This is a genomic window from Acinetobacter sp. X9 (genome assembly GCF_054889255.1).
In genome coordinates, this window is record NZ_CM142679.1 from 1,992,794 (window position 1) to 2,007,760 (window position 14,967).

10 protein-coding genes are annotated in these 14,967 nt (G+C 36.6%); 5 read left to right on the top strand and 5 right to left on the bottom strand.

Going from position 1 to position 14,967, the window contains the following annotated elements:
• Positions 1–51: 51 nt before the first annotated feature.
• From mtlD to ybaK, 3 genes are all read right to left on the bottom strand, one after another.
• Entirely contained in the window at positions 52–2,199 is a 2,148-nt protein-coding gene (mtlD, locus tag ACYU0V_RS09485; RefSeq protein ID WP_461847157.1) for a bifunctional mannitol-1-phosphate dehydrogenase/phosphatase, read from the bottom strand.
• Between the two features lie 564 nt (positions 2,200–2,763).
• Positions 2,764–4,995 (bottom strand): TonB-dependent receptor, encoded by a 2,232-nt coding sequence (locus ACYU0V_RS09490; RefSeq protein WP_461847158.1) that lies wholly within the window; start codon positions 4,993–4,995, stop codon positions 2,764–2,766.
• Between the two features lie 157 nt (positions 4,996–5,152).
• A complete protein-coding gene (gene ybaK / locus ACYU0V_RS09495; RefSeq protein WP_461849930.1) occupies positions 5,153–5,620 on the bottom strand; it encodes a Cys-tRNA(Pro) deacylase in 468 nt (155 codons plus the stop codon).
• 189 nt (positions 5,621–5,809) lie between these two features.
• Here ybaK and ACYU0V_RS09500 point away from each other — a divergent pair, with 189 nt between their 5' ends.
• The 4 genes from ACYU0V_RS09500 to ACYU0V_RS09515 all read left to right on the top strand — a co-directional run bounded on the left by ACYU0V_RS09500 (position 5,810) and on the right by ACYU0V_RS09515 (position 10,461).
• Positions 5,810–6,112: a hypothetical protein gene (locus tag ACYU0V_RS09500; RefSeq protein ID WP_004792622.1), complete on the top strand. Its 303-nt coding sequence runs from the start codon at positions 5,810–5,812 to the stop codon at positions 6,110–6,112.
• Positions 6,113–6,345: 233 nt separating this feature from the next.
• Positions 6,346–7,719: an ABC1 kinase family protein gene (locus ACYU0V_RS09505; RefSeq protein ID WP_017386866.1), complete on the top strand. Its 1,374-nt coding sequence runs from the start codon at positions 6,346–6,348 to the stop codon at positions 7,717–7,719.
• Between the two features lie 229 nt (positions 7,720–7,948).
• The gene (locus ACYU0V_RS09510) at positions 7,949–9,232 is read left to right on the top strand and encodes an acyl-CoA dehydrogenase family protein (protein ID WP_461849932.1); all 1,284 of its coding nucleotides are present in this window, start codon (positions 7,949–7,951) and stop codon (positions 9,230–9,232) included.
• A gap of 23 nt (positions 9,233–9,255) precedes the next feature.
• Positions 9,256–10,461, top strand: coding sequence for an acyl-CoA dehydrogenase family protein (locus ACYU0V_RS09515; protein WP_086395057.1), 1,206 nt, complete (start codon positions 9,256–9,258; stop codon positions 10,459–10,461).
• A gap of 125 nt (positions 10,462–10,586) precedes the next feature.
• On the opposite strand, the gene ACYU0V_RS09520 is transcribed toward ACYU0V_RS09515, so the two are convergent.
• A complete protein-coding gene (locus tag ACYU0V_RS09520) occupies positions 10,587–11,798 on the bottom strand; it encodes an alkane 1-monooxygenase (protein WP_461847161.1) in 1,212 nt (403 codons plus the stop codon).
• A 189-nt stretch (positions 11,799–11,987) separates the two neighbouring features.
• Here ACYU0V_RS09520 and ACYU0V_RS09525 point away from each other — a divergent pair, with 189 nt between their 5' ends.
• Complete coding sequence (locus ACYU0V_RS09525) at positions 11,988–12,932, top strand: cupin domain-containing protein (RefSeq protein WP_461847162.1); 945 nt, start codon at positions 11,988–11,990, stop codon at positions 12,930–12,932.
• Between the two features lie 49 nt (positions 12,933–12,981).
• Here ACYU0V_RS09525 and ACYU0V_RS09530 read toward each other — a convergent pair whose 3' ends face one another.
• Positions 12,982–14,847, bottom strand: coding sequence for a SurA N-terminal domain-containing protein (locus ACYU0V_RS09530; protein ID WP_086264587.1), 1,866 nt, complete (start codon positions 14,845–14,847; stop codon positions 12,982–12,984).
• Positions 14,848–14,967: the final 120 nt, after the last annotated feature.

Consider the following 14,967-nt stretch of genomic DNA (forward strand, 5'->3'; position numbering starts at 1 on the left):
CTTGTATTAAAGCATGTTTGCCTTTCAGTTGTAGAGCATAATTAAAAGGATTTAGGCATATTGAGTACGCGCTTTTTCTGAGTTGACAATATTCATGTTTAAAGGCTGCTTGCCTTGTTCAGAAAATAAATATTGAACTAATTGCGTTAACTCAACTTCAAGTTGTCTTTTTTGGGCAGTACTCATATCCAATTTCTGAATTTGCTGCTGTAAATGTTTAATCGCATCAGCCTCTTCAATTTCTAAATATTGAATCGCATAGGCATACCCTAGTGCAGCACCTTTTAATAGATTTTTATAAGGCAAATTATGATCTATATTCACCTCAATTGACGCAATTACTCTTTCATTATGAGTTAATTTGCGAAGTGGATCTCTTGCCACTCTTTGACAAGGGTCTTTAAATGCATATTCACATGAGTCTAGGAAGCTTTGTGCCATGCGATCCAGATCTTTTGCATAGTTAGGTAATACAATTGCAAGCCCTTGCTTTACTTCTCTTATTAAGTTTTCTGCAAATGCTTTAACTGAATGATCCCCCATTGCGACGCCAACAGAATCATAACCTAGTAAAGATGCGTACCAAGCAAGCATGGCATGTACGCCGTTCCATAGACGGTTTTTGATTAATTGAATGTCTATAATCTGATTAACCAAGACAACTTGACGCAACTTTTCGAGTAAAGGGCTGCCTTTTTCTACATAAATTGGCATATCCGTTTCGCTATGAAACAGAATTAGATCCATGCTTTGTAATATATGGCCTGGCTGAAAATTACGGCGCATGTTATCAACATATAAAGATGCCTGATTTTGCTGATCTTGAGTCAGTTTATTACAGTCTTCAATTTCGATTTGTTCCTCGTTTTCCACGTCTTCTAAATGCTGTTCAAGAAAATTATGCTTAATACGAATTTGGCGATATAAATTTTGATTAGATAGTTTTGAAACCATACGGTTTACAACGGTGTCGCAAAAGTAATGTTCTTTTAAAATATGCTCCGTCACATCTTCATCATTGGTTAACTCTAGTAGAGCATCTTTAAGATGCTTCATAACCAAATATTTCGCGCCGACTTTATTTAAAATAATTAGAAAAGTTAACGGTTCAATACATGTTTCAAGTGGCGAGTTAAAGCGCGCATATAATCCTTTTGCAATTATTTTTGCTTCAGCTTCGATGGCCTGTTCGGGTAAACACAGTGCGATCAAACTTGAATGGGTATACATCTCCAACATTTGTTGTTCATTGCCAGAATCAACAATTGTCATATTCTCAATACGTTCATCATAAGAAAATTGCCCATAGCGAATGCTATATGTTCCAAATGCATTTACGGCTTCGCGAAAAAGACTATTACGTGTTGAAGCAATAATTTTTTTTGGTTTTGTGTACCCATCCCAATGTGACAAGATCTGCGCTATATAACCACCGCCAATAGCACCGAAACCATGTATTCCCACTGTCAGTTGATTCAGACTTTGCGGAAAAGGTTCCTGCATTTCTGGCATGTCCATAACAGGAATAAATTGATCGAGATCGGATAAAAAGTCATACATCTGATCATAATAAAAATGTGCTTTTTCCAGCATTTCGTCATTTGGTTCTTTAATATCTTTTAATAAAATCGTTAAACCTTTTGAAGTGTGAGCTGAAGTTAAACCATTTTCAGAATCTTCAAACATAAGACACTGGTTAGCATCCAAGTGAAGTTGACTAGCAGCTTTTAAAAAGATTTCTGGATGCGGCTTTCCTTGCTCTACTTCATCACCACAGGTAATCACATCAAAAAATTTATAAACATTCGCATTAATTAAATATTCTTCGGCAATTGCCCTACGGCTTGAAGTCGCAACAGCCATTCTTAAACCCGATTTTCGTAAACGCTCTAAAACTTGAACTAAACCTTTTTTAATAGGCACGCCGTGCTTTCGAATATATTCGAGTTCCATCTCATCAGCTTTTTTTCGAATTTCTTTATATGGAACATTTACGCCATATAGACGTTGCGCCAATTGCTCAGCAGTAGTTGCACTTAAACCTAAACATTGCATTAAATATTCGTGTGAAAACTCCTGTCCAATGAGTTCTTGAGATGCCTGTTGCAATGTTTGAAACCGTAATCGCTCAGTGTCAAACATTGTCCCATCCATATCGAAGATAGCTCCGTGAACAGGTTTTCCATGAAAGATAAGCACGTTTTTACCTCTTTTTTTGATCATGTTTTATTCAGGGTATACAAAAAAACGGCTAAAAAGGCAGGATGTTAATAAATGAAACATTAGTGGTTATTTTTTAATCAAAAATATAATCGATCTGTTACTGTGTAGAGTTAAATATCCAAAATAGTTGAAATGTATAAATAACTATGAAATTAACTTTAACTACAAAAGCAGCAGGCCATCCTCGCCTGCTACTTTTGATTAGTTCTTTTTGTTGCGCTGATAATGTTTATTTTTCTTTGTTCCATTTACCGCTAGTTGAACCTGCCTATTTTTATAATATCCTGCAGGCGCTCACATACCAGAAATCAACTCATCTTTTTCAAAATCATTATTATTGGAGTCTCTGGTATAACTTTAAATCGCCTAAAACTTAGCATTACAGTAGTAGACGTTAATCTTAATTACTAGAACGTTTCTCAACTTTCAATATAGGTAATGATAATCATTTGCATTTAATAATGCAAGTTTATTTTATTATTTTTTTAAATTTATTAAGGAATACCTATGATTTATAGATATTCCCTATCTCACTTCACATTAATAATTAAATGTATAACTGAGGCCGTAAGTACGTCCTTCAGCTGGAATACTCTCTACCAGCCCATATACTTTTTCTGCTTGTTGACTATAGACAGTTCGATAGTCTCTATTCCAAACATTATATACACCAAAATCTATACGTCCTTTCCAAGCTGGAAAATGAGCCAAAACATCCATCGTGCTATAGCCTTTAATTTTTACAGCTGAAAGTGAACCATCTTTTACTGCTTCATTTGTACCTTTTATAGCAAGAATTTGCATACGAGCACCATATCCTTCATCACTGTTCCACTCGGCAAAAACAGTACCTTTGATTGGTGAAACTTGAAAAGCATTCAACTCTTTCCATTTACCATCCGTATCTTTATATTGACCTCGCGTATAACCCAGTGTTCCCCCAACTTTAAACTCTTCCATAAATGGGTAGGTCGCCGTTAGTTCAGCACCATATACACGTTGGTCTTTGTCCATAACCTCAGCAACAGTTTCTTTATTACTGTTCTTGTAGAATTGAACAACTTTATCTGAGGTATTATAGAAACCCGTTATACCTAGATTTAGGCTTTGCTCCCCTTGTAAACGCCAGCCTAATTCATAGCTGTTTACACTAATAGGTTGGATATTCGCTGTTGAGATATTAAATGCATCACGCATCATTCGTTGTACATCTGGAAAGCTAAAACCTTGAGAGAAATTAGCAAATATTTGCTGCTCATCTGTTAATTTATATATCGCTCCCAAATTGAATAAAACAGCATCGTCATTTACAGATCCGCTTGGCTGCATGCCATTTTTAGTCGAGTACTGTTCTGTTTCAGCTTTGATATATTGGTAACGAGTACCAGCCTGGACATTCATACGGTCTGTTAAAGCGTAATCACCTTGTATAAAAATGCCAGCACTTTGAATTGTTGTATTTGGACCGGCATCGGAAGTTTTACCTGTAGGTTTATAGGCCAAACCTGTATTAAATGCTGTGAAATGCTCGTAGTGTTGATGATCTTTTTCGTGTTCATAATCTAAACCATAAGTTAGATTAAGATCACGATTCATAATATTTAAATCACTTTGTACTGTTGAACGCAGACCAGCCACTTGGATTTCAGATTGAGATTGCTTTGCTTCTGTACCTTCCCCTCCTAAAAAGACTGGAAAGAAACGAGCATCTTCTTTACGGTAATATCCTTCTAAATTTAAGACCTGACCTAAAATATCTTTATTTTGGTATTGAGTGTTGAATGCATAGCGCTCTGTAAAAGGCTGATTAGATATTTCTAAACCCTTTTTCCCAATATATGAGTTAGGCGCTCCGCCATAAATATAATTTTTCCCATAATCAGGACCATACTTCGTATCTTGTTCATCCTTATAATACTGTACACCCAAACTTAGTGATTGGTTATCAGCTAAATCTATATTTATACGACTATTAACATCAATTGTATCAGTATCAGGACGGCTACCTTGCATAGGTGCTATAGCAATACGATCACCATGGCTATCGAACTGAGATCCGCGACTAGTGAAATTAGCCCCTAAAAAACCATTTACATTATCTTTATTAAATGAAATGGATTGGCCAATTTCATAAGCTAGACTATCACTCCGAAGTGTATCGGAAGACGTAATACCAAGTTTAGTTTCAAAACTTACTGGTTTAGTCGAATCAGCACGTTTCGTAATAATATTAATAATCCCGCCGGTAGAACCTGATCCATAAATACTTGTAGCTCCTGAAAGAACTTCAATACGTTCAATCATGCCTGGACTAATACTATTTAGTTGCCGAGCAACATCGCGTGAGCCATTTTGCGATACGCCGTCAATCATAATCATGACATCACGACCACGCATTGTTTGCCCATAGTTGGTAGTTGTTCCACTACTCACCCCAAGTGATGGAACCAACTGAGCCAATATATCGGCAATTTTTCGTCCAGCAGTTGCCTGTTGTTCAATTTGCTGCTTTTCAATCGTTTGAACTGTGCCTGCAATTTCAGCAATATTTTTTGGCGTCCTTGTCGCCGTCACTATAATTTTTTGCAATTGAGCTACAGGCTTTTGTGTCGGTTGATTATTAAGGGCTGCCTTTTCAATACTTGTATTTGCATAAACCTGCTGCGCAAATATTGCTGCTAGAGCAATACAACAAGGTTTTAATTTAAAATATCGTGATTCTGCACACATCAGATGATTTGAGTTAGCCCCAACCTTTTTGTATTGATTCATTTTCCCTTTCTCCAAACCCAAAAGTTATTAGATAGTTATAAGGCTCGGGATAATACTAAATATAAATAATAATGAGAATTGTTTTTATTAAAAAACTTGATTTAATACTACCTATCTTAAAATTAGTTAATTTAATGAGATAAGAAAAAGATTTATTTTACTCATCAAGTACATCAACAAATTGAGCATTTAAGAGTTGTGCTAGATCTTTCGGGTTTAAGCCAATATCTAGTCCCCGTTTTCCTCCACTCACATAGATTTTGCTGAATTCTTGTGCAGATGCATCAATAATGGTTTTTAAGCGTTTCTTCTGACCTAAAGGACTAATCCCTCCGACCAAATACCCCGTTAAACGTTCAGCGTCTTTTGGATTGGCCATTTGCAATTTTTTACAGCCAAACGCCGTAGCCACTTTTTTTAAATTTAATTGATGATTAACTGGCAATACTGCAACAAAAAAATTCTTATCATCGCTAACCATCAATGTTTTGAATACCTCCCTTACATCTAAATTTAGTTTTTCTGCTGCTTCTAATCCAAAACTTTTAGCATTTGAATCATGCTCATATTCATGGATTGAAAATTCAATTTTATTGCTTTTTAACAGTCTACATGCAGGAGTCATAATAAGTAGTGTTATAGATGAAATTATTTGGATTATAGTTTTTTTAGAAAAATTTTTAAAATTGCTTAGGCTATTTACAAGAATTACATAAAAAATCAAACAGCAACTGAATAAAAAATAATCTCAACTTGATATTCATGGCTCGACTCCATATATTTTATTTAGATTTAAGTCTGAGCTGACAATTTTATGAGTTATAAACACAACAATCTGATGGCTATGCGTCACCGTTTTTGGGATGAATCATCAGATTCTGTATTAAATGAAAAGCAATTTTTGCAGCAGACGTTAATTGAACAAGGTATTTTTAATAACGCAACTCTTGATGATGTTAAGTACTTCTTTTACACCCTTCCTAGCATCATTATAGTAAAAGCTCATGCACTTGGTTTTATGCATGATTCAGTCAAACAGATGTTATTGCAACATATTCAGACCAATCGCCTGCATTTGATGCAGAAATCTGAATTAAAGATTCAATTTAAAATGTAATTTAAGTTTTTGTGAAAGATCCGTTTTACCCTAGTTTTACTCACCTGAACGCTGTAAGTTTCTTAAATTTTAAAATTGCTTAGGCTATTTTAAAGTTAATGAAATAAAGATAGCCATTTCGACTGATCATTCAGTCTGAGAGAACTATTTTAATACGCTCAAAACATGTAATATTCGTTACAATTTTAGATCACCAGCGTTTGGCTGCATGATGCGCATAGGATTCTATTTTCATGTCAAATCAGAAAGATAAGCTTAAGAGTTTAAAAACTTCTTCCATGGATCGACGCTTATCAATCGCGAAAGCTTCTTTACTTGCAGGAACACGTTGGGCAACTGCAAGTGCCTCTTCTTTATTTTCTAATGAGGAAGAAAAAGAAAAGAAACGCAAAAAAGCGATGAGCGAGCAAGCTAATTATCTGGTTTCTGAAATAGGTAAACTTAAGGGTTCTATTGTTAAGATTGGCCAAATGATGGCCCTTTATGGTGAGCATTTTTTACCTGAAGAAATTACACAAGCACTAAACACCTTAAATAACCAGACAGTTGCTTTAGATTGGCCTGCAATTAAGCCGCACCTTCAAGAGCAATTGGGCGCTAAATTAAATGATTTAACAATTGATCATGAGCCAATTGGTACGGCCTCTCTCGCACAAGTACACCGTGCAACGCGTAAATCAGATGGTTTAGAGCTAGTTTTAAAGATTCAATATCCGGGCGTTGCAAATGCTATTGACTCCGATATGAGCTTGTTTAAAAACATGCTTAAACTGACGCGTATGGTTCCACAAACCCGTGAATTTGATCAGTGGTTTGATGAAGTACGTGAAATGATGCATCGTGAAGTTGACTATGATGTTGAAGCTGCCACTACTCGTCGCTTTGGTGAACGCTTAAAAGATGATGAGCGCTATATTGTTCCTACAATTGTAGATGAATATTGCACAAATCAAGTGCTCTGTATGACTTTTGAACGTGGTGTGCCAATTAATAGCCCTGTGATGTTGTCATTACCTCAAGAACGTCGTAATCAACTCGGTGAAGCGTCATTAGAGATTGCGGTTCGTGAAATTTTTGAATGGGGTGAAATGCAAACTGACCCTAACTTTGGTAATTACCTTGTTCGTTTAGGTAATGGCCAAGACATTCAAGACAAAATTGTATTATTAGATTTTGGTGCTATTCGCCAGTTTGATGAACACTTGCTATCAGTTGCCCGTCAACTCATTCAGGCAGGTTATCAACATAATAAAGATGCAATGGTCAAAGCCATGACTGGTTACGAGTTCTTTGATGCGATGCCTGAAAGTATTAAACCAGGTATGGCTGATGTCTTTTTACTTGCAACAGAAGCATTCAGTACTCCTGCAAATAACCCAGATATGCCCGCTGGTCTTATGGATGAACACGAACGTTATGACTGGAAGAAAAGCCAGCTCCATAGCCGTGTTATGCAACAAGCTAGTAAATCAATGGCTTCACGTTATTTTTCGGTTCCGCCAAAAGAGTTTATGTTTATTAGCCGTAAATTCATTGGAGCCTACACATTTATGACGGTTATTGATGCAAAAACCAATGTACGACGTATGATTCGTAACTTTGCTTGATTTAATGAAAGACTAGAATGATTCTATGTCATTCTAGTCAATCCTTCTCGACTCCCCCAATATTAAAATCACTTTAAATAAATAAAATCAAAAACTTATAATTTTATTATTTTGTATTTACCATTTGTCTACTCATTTTTCGAATGTCAGTAACGACATAGTTTTTTAATATAAGGCGTGTCAGCATAAAACAATAACAATGTGTTAGGACACCATAATCATGACAAGTATGATCAATAAAGCTCAGGGTTTGGGTTTATCGCTGATCACAAGATTGGCTGGAAGCGATGTACTTGATCAACTTAAGTTGCGTAAATTTGTTGAAAAATCTCTTTATCAAGGTTCAAAAGCTGGCTTTAGAGCATTAACGCAGACTCAAAAAGCATTTAAGCCCAAGCAAATCTCTCAACAACGTTTACCTCGCCAACAAAAAAATTTATTTGATTTAAGTTTAACCGAAGAACAACAAATGACTTCTGAAGCAATGTCTCAATTTGCTCAAGAGGTTTTATTGGGGTTAGCTCATGATGCCGATCAGGAAGCTCAGTTTCCTGAAAGTCTTTGGCAATATGTTGAAGATTTAGGACTTAACTACTATGCACTTCCAGAAGCACTCGGTGGAGTAGCGGCCGAACAAAATATCGTTAGTAACTTGTTAATTGCTGAAAAACTAGCTGAAGGTGATTTCAGCCTTACAGCAGGATTACTCAGTACATTTAGCGTTATTAATGCAATCACACGTTGGGGTTCTGCTGAAGTTCAGTCGATGTACCTACCATGTTTTGCAGAAGACTCAGACATTACAGCAACTTTTGCTGTTCAAGAAACAACTCCAGCATTTAATCCTTATGCTTTAAAAACAAAAGCATCACTTGAAAATGATAAGTTTTTTATTGATGGTGAAAAAACATTAGTGATTTTAGGCGACTTAGCTGATGTATTTTTAGTAAGTGCAGACTTTAACGGTAAACCAGATGTATTTGTCGTGCAGTGTAATGAAACAATTTCAATAAAAAACACTCCGGCCATGGGCCTTAAAGCGACAGAAACAGCAACTCTTCGCTTTAATCACACTCCTGCTCTACGTTTAGGTGCAACAGATTTTGATTACACAGCCTTTGTAGATTTAGGCAACTTAATGTGGTGTGCAATGACTGTAGGTACATGTGAAGCTGTAAAAGCTTATTGTATTAAATATGCCAATGAACGAACCGCGTTCGGTGAACCTATTTCTCATCGACAAAGTGTCGCTTTCATGATCGCAGATATGGCTATTGAAATTGATGCAATGCGTATGTTGATTTTAAATGCTGCAAGCCTTGCAGAGTCCGGCAAACCATTTCACCGCGAAGCTTACTTAGCCCATCTACTTTGTTCTGAAAAATCCATGAAAATCGGTACAGATGGTGCGCAAATTCTTGGTGGACATGGTTTCACAAAAGAGCACCCAGTTGAACGTTGGTACCGCGATTTACGGGCTACTGCAATTTTACAATCTGGCTTACATGCTTAAAAGATCAATCAGAGGATACTTTAATGAATTTACAAAATCCTAAAAAATTCAAAATGATGATTGATCAGGCACATGATGTTGCGATCAATGTTTTACGCCCTATTTCTCGCAAATATGATAAAGCTGAACATGCATATCCAAAAGAACTTGATATGCTTGCCTCCCTCATTGATGGCATGAATGAAGGTGGTGAAGGAATTAATGCTGGTGCTGCGGGTGCTGGAAAGCGCGGTGATACCGACAATGAAGGTATTCGCAATGGAACCAACATGTCGACCGCTCTTGGAATTATTGAGATGTGTTATGGCGATACAGGCTTATTACTGAGTATGCCTCGTCAGGGTCTTGGAAACTCAGCAATTGCTGCTGTCGCAAATGATGAGCAATTAGAACGGTTCAAAGGAACATGGGCAGCAATGGCCATCACAGAACCTGGTTGTGGCTCCGACTCTGCCGCTATCCGTACCACAGCAACCAAAGATGGCAATGACTACATTCTAAATGGTGAAAAGATTTTTGTAACTTCAGGCGAACGTGCAGATTCTGTCGTTGTTTGGGCTACGCTCGATCGTAAACTTGGACGTGCAGCAATTAAATCATTTGTCGTACCTAAAGGTACGCCCGGTATGAAGGTCGAACGTCTCGAACATAAATTAGGAATTAAAGCATCAGATACAGCAGTCATCAGTTTTATTGACTGCCGTGTACCTGCTGAGAACCTTTTGGGTAATGCCGAAGTGGATGTTGCTAAAGGTTTTGCTGGTGTAATGGAAACTTTTGACAATACTCGGCCTTTAGTTGCAGCAATGGCAATCGGTTGTGCAAAAGCTTCACTAGAGCGTATTAAAGAGATTTTTAAAGATCAGCTTGATCCTGACTACTCGACTCCCTATCTGCATGCTTCTAACCTTGTAGCACAAATCTACCGCATGGAGGCTGAATGGGAAGCTGCTCGTCTGCTCATGTTAAAAGCAACGTGGATGGCTGATAACAAAAAGCCAAATTCTAAAGAAGCTTCTATTGCAAAAGCAAAAGCAGGTCGTGTTGGTAACGAGATCACTTTAAAATGTGTCGAGTTAGCAGCAAGTGTTGGCTATAACGAAGATGAACTACTTGAGAAATGGGCACGTGATTCAAAGATTCTTGATATTTTTGAAGGTACTCAGCAAATTCAACAATTAATTATTGCGCGTCGTGAGCTTGGTAAATCTTCCAGTGAATTAAAATAAAAAAGACGCAAGAGAATCTAAACTCTCTTGCTTCATAACTCTAAGATTTATCTAAAAGATAAAACCCTCTAATCACATGATTAGAGGGTTTGGTATTTCAGGAATATATATTATTTATTCAATTTTTATGCTTCTAATGATTGATCTACTGCACCAAATTTTTTGAAGATTTTTGCACGTCGTTTTGGTGAAATATTCGCTTTGTTCAAATCACCTTTATAGTGATCAAAAACTCGCTTATCCATTATTTTGAACCACAACGAAGGAATTAACGCAGGTAATAACATACTTGCATAACCACTTGGTAATTCTGGCGCCTCATCAAAATGACGTAATGCTTGGAATGGACGAGTCGGATAAGCATGATGATCTGAGTGACGCTGCAACTGGTACAGAAATAAGTTTGTTACTACGTTATTGTTGTTCCAGCTATGCTCTGGCATTGTACGTTCATATTGACCATTTTCTTTTTTCTGACGCAGTAAGCCATAATGTTCAATATAGTTAATAATTTCAAAAAGACTAATGCCGTAAAATGCTTGTGTCGCTAAATATGGAATTGTACTTTTACCAAACAGTCCCACCATAGAGGTATGAAAAGCAGCACTCATTCCCCAGCCTTGTAATAATTCATTATCTGCTGACCAGAACTCTTTTCCTTTACGTTTTAAACGATTTTTCTCGATTTCAATTGCAGACTTAAAAGAACCCACAACTGTACGTGGCCAGAACTCATAAAATGTTTCACCCATCCGTGAAGAAGCCGGATCTTCAGGAGTTGCTGCACGTTTATGGTGTCCATAAGGATGTTCGATACGGAAATGATTATAACCTGTAGGAACCAAAGCAAGATGAGATAAAATATGATCAATACGATCGTGCTTATGGCTTAATTCATGGGCTGTATTAATCGCAATACCATTAATCGCCCCCATTGAAACACCGAGCAAAATTTTATCAATGAATGATGTAGTTTTACGACTTGTTAAATAACATGCATAAACATTTGCAGCATATTGCAGTGGAATAAAACTCTTCACAAGACGTGAGTAATATGGATCTTTTTCAAGTAGTTTAATTTCTTCATCAGTTGGATTACGTGCATCCTTCCCGATAATCGTATCAATTGCGGGAATCACCACATGTAATAATAGTGGACCACCTAAAGCGAAAACTTTTTTTAATGGGCGTGGGCCAAAATGGTAACCAGCTAAAATACCTAAACCAATTACAGGTAGGGCTGGACTAATCATCCATAAAAAGCGCTTACGATCTATCTCACGCATAGACGCTGGCACTGGCATAAGTTCTTGCTGAACATTTACTGGTGCATTCATAGTCATATTTCCTTTTTCTATATATCTATATAGTTAAAGAAATACTAATTACTTAACAGTAGTAACCGTCCAAAAAACCTATTTCAAAGTCTTTGGCATTTTCTTCCACTTTTTTGTCCTAAAAACACATGTTGATCTATTCTTATAGCTCACTATAATTTTAATAAAATAATGATTGATCATATAAACATGGATGCACTAAGTAAGTTTTTTGATGATATTCACCTTAATAAGTCTGAATACATCTATTTAAAAGCTCAAGGAGAATGGGCTTTTAAAACACAAGATCAATCTGCTTTACTTGCCTATATTGTTTTAACCGGTTCAGTATATATTCAACTTAATGCTTCAGAAAAAATAATTGCGACAGCAGGAGATATTATTTTAATACCTTCTGGAAAAGCACATAGTGCCACTGACTCAAAATCAACAGCGAATAAACTAGTAGATTCAATAGATATTACTTCGTTTTTTAATGGTCATAGACAAGACGCGATTGAGTTTGGCACCTCCTATCAAGATACAACCTTGTTGCTCTGTTTGCGCTGTCAGATTGATACTCATATGGCAGGCCCTTTGATTAATGCATTGCCTTCGATTATGCATATTCAGCACGAAAATCAAACCAACCCACCCGAATGGCTACAAATTGGGCTTTATTTTTTAGCAATTGAAACTCAAAAAATCAGGCCGGGACATGACAAAATTATTGATCATTTAGTCAGTATTCTTCTCATTGAGTGCATTCGTGATCATGTTCAACAAATGACAGATCAACAAAACTGGCTAAGTGCATTAACCCATCCTGAATTGAGTAATGCCCTATCTGCTATTCACAGCCAACCAGAAGTCGCTTGGACCGTTGAGTCTTTAGCTGAACAATGCTGTATGTCCCGTTCAAAATTTGCAAATCTATTTAATAGTATTATTGGGGCCCCCCCCCTAACTTATTTGCAACATTATCGCTTTCGTTTAGCAAGTCAGTATTTACGTACCAGTAACTTATCAATTCAGCAAATATCAAACAAAGTTGGTTACTCATCCGAAACTGCTTTTAGTCAGGCATTTAAACGAATTTTCGATTTATCCCCTAAACAATATCGGCAGCAATATATCGAACATCATCTCGATTAATAGAAATAAAAAAAAGCGCAGAAGCGCTTTTTTTTATTTCATCAAATTATTATTTAATCTTTGCATGTGATTTTAAATATTGGCTGTAATCTTCTAATATTTGTTGACCACGTGATTGGCGATAAAGTTGTTTTAACTGTTGTAACTGATCGGCAGGAATGGCATTTACAGCTGATGAATTTACATTTGAAACTGCAACTACTACAAGCTCATTTGGTAAGTTTGCTGTTGTAACAGACCACATACCTGGTTTAGGTGTAGCTAAGCTAAATGCAGCACGTTCAATTTCACGTTTTAAACCTTGTGAGCGAGTAAACACACCAGCTGACTCAAATGCGACTTTGTTTTTAGCAACCACTTGGTCTGCAGGTTGAGTTTTAAACTCAGTCAACATAGTAGCAATTTTTGCTTGAGCAGCCTTACGCGCTTTTTCATCGATAACTTTTGCTTTTGCTTCATTCATCGCTTGCGCTAATGGTTTTACACCAGCTGCGTGGTAATCACGTACTTTAACCCATACCGTATCACCATTCGCTAACTGAATATTAGAGGAAGTATTACGGTCACCATTCTTCACATCATCATTAAATAACTTAATTTTGACGCTTGGATCACTTAAATATGGATTTTGAGTAGCTAAAGTTACACCATTTAATGATTCAACTTTTGTACCTTTTACTTCTTGAACAACAGCTTCTAAAGAATCATTGCCAACAATCGTTTCATTCAAACTATTTACGGTATCTGAATAAACGGTCGCAACTTTATTCTTCTCAACCTCAGCAGTTAAACGAGCCTTCTCAGCTTCAAATGAAGGGATTTGGTTAGCTTGAGTTTCTGCTTCAATAATATGATAACCATATTGTGTTTTTACTGGCTGTGAAACTTGTCCATTTTTCAAACTTAAAACAGTTTTATCAAATGCATCCGAGAAAACACCTGGTGCATATGCTTCAACTAAACCGCCTTTTGCTTTTGAACTAGGATCTTCAGAGAACTGTGCCGCAGCTTGTGCAAATGAAAGACCACCCTGAATTTTCGCATAAACTTCTTTTGCCAGTTTTTGAGCCGCTGCATCATCACGAGCATCAGTAGTAATTAAAATATGCTTCACAGTTCGCTTAGCATCTTTTTTCTGAGTTTCAACAAACTTAGCATATGCTTGCTGAAGTTCAGCCTCAGTTGCAGGGGCTGGTTTCGCTATCATTGAAGGAGACAATACAACATAATCAACATCAACCGAAGCCTGTTGCTTAAACTCACCTTGATGCTTGTTATAATAATCTGTAGCTTCTTGATTAGAAGCAGTTAAACCTGTTTTGTAAGCATCTAATTTAATGCTAGCTAAATGTAATGTACGTTGTTCAGTTTGCAAATTCGCAATTTGCATGAGATCAACTTTGCTTACTAATGAGTAGTCAGTAAATGTTGATGTTAACATTTTCAAAGCATGATCTTGACGTAGGCTTGATATCAACCCCTGACTCGTCATGCCAATCGAACGTAAGTAGTTTTCATAAAGTTTTTGTGAAAATTGACCATTCTCTTGCAAACTAGGCTGTTGAGCTAACATTTGCTCAATTTGAGCATCACTCAGAGAGATACCTAATTTTTCAGCTTGCTGTATCAATAAATTACGTGACACTAAAATATCGAGTGCCTTAGCCTGAATAACAGGCAAATTGAGTAAACTCTCATCCCCTTTAACAGCAGCTAAATATTGTTCTTTGTAAGACTGAGTTAAAGTTTCAAGGTCTTTTTTAGATATTTCTTGGCCATTTACTGTCTTAGCAACATCAGCCTTGTTTCCCCTATTAAAATATCCTTCAATACCTACAAGTGCTAAAGGGGTCAAAAACAAAATTAGAAGGACTTTGCCGAGCCAACCCTTAATGACTGTACGAAACGATTCCATAAGTATTCCAATATTTTATTTCGAGGAGAATTTTAACTGAAAAACCACAATCAATGAATGAGCAATATTGGTCAATTCAGATATTTAATAAAAAACGCGCCTATTCTGGCGCGTTTATTC

Coding starts and splice junctions, on each gene's coding strand:
- ACYU0V_RS09490 (WP_461847158.1), bottom strand. CDS start 4,995: ATGAATCAATACAAAAAGGTTGGGGCTAACTCAAATCATCTGATGTGT.
- ybaK (WP_461849930.1), bottom strand. CDS start 5,620: ATGACTCCTGCATGTAGACTGTTAAAAAGCAATAAAATTGAATTTTCA.
- ACYU0V_RS09500 (WP_004792622.1), top strand. CDS start 5,810: ATGAGTTATAAACACAACAATCTGATGGCTATGCGTCACCGTTTTTGG.
- ACYU0V_RS09505 (WP_017386866.1), top strand. CDS start 6,346: ATGTCAAATCAGAAAGATAAGCTTAAGAGTTTAAAAACTTCTTCCATG.
- ACYU0V_RS09510 (WP_461849932.1), top strand. CDS start 7,949: ATGATCAATAAAGCTCAGGGTTTGGGTTTATCGCTGATCACAAGATTG.
- ACYU0V_RS09515 (WP_086395057.1), top strand. CDS start 9,256: ATGAATTTACAAAATCCTAAAAAATTCAAAATGATGATTGATCAGGCA.
- ACYU0V_RS09520 (WP_461847161.1), bottom strand. CDS start 11,798: ATGAATGCACCAGTAAATGTTCAGCAAGAACTTATGCCAGTGCCAGCG.
- ACYU0V_RS09525 (WP_461847162.1), top strand. CDS start 11,988: ATGGATGCACTAAGTAAGTTTTTTGATGATATTCACCTTAATAAGTCT.
- ACYU0V_RS09530 (WP_086264587.1), bottom strand. CDS start 14,847: ATGGAATCGTTTCGTACAGTCATTAAGGGTTGGCTCGGCAAAGTCCTT.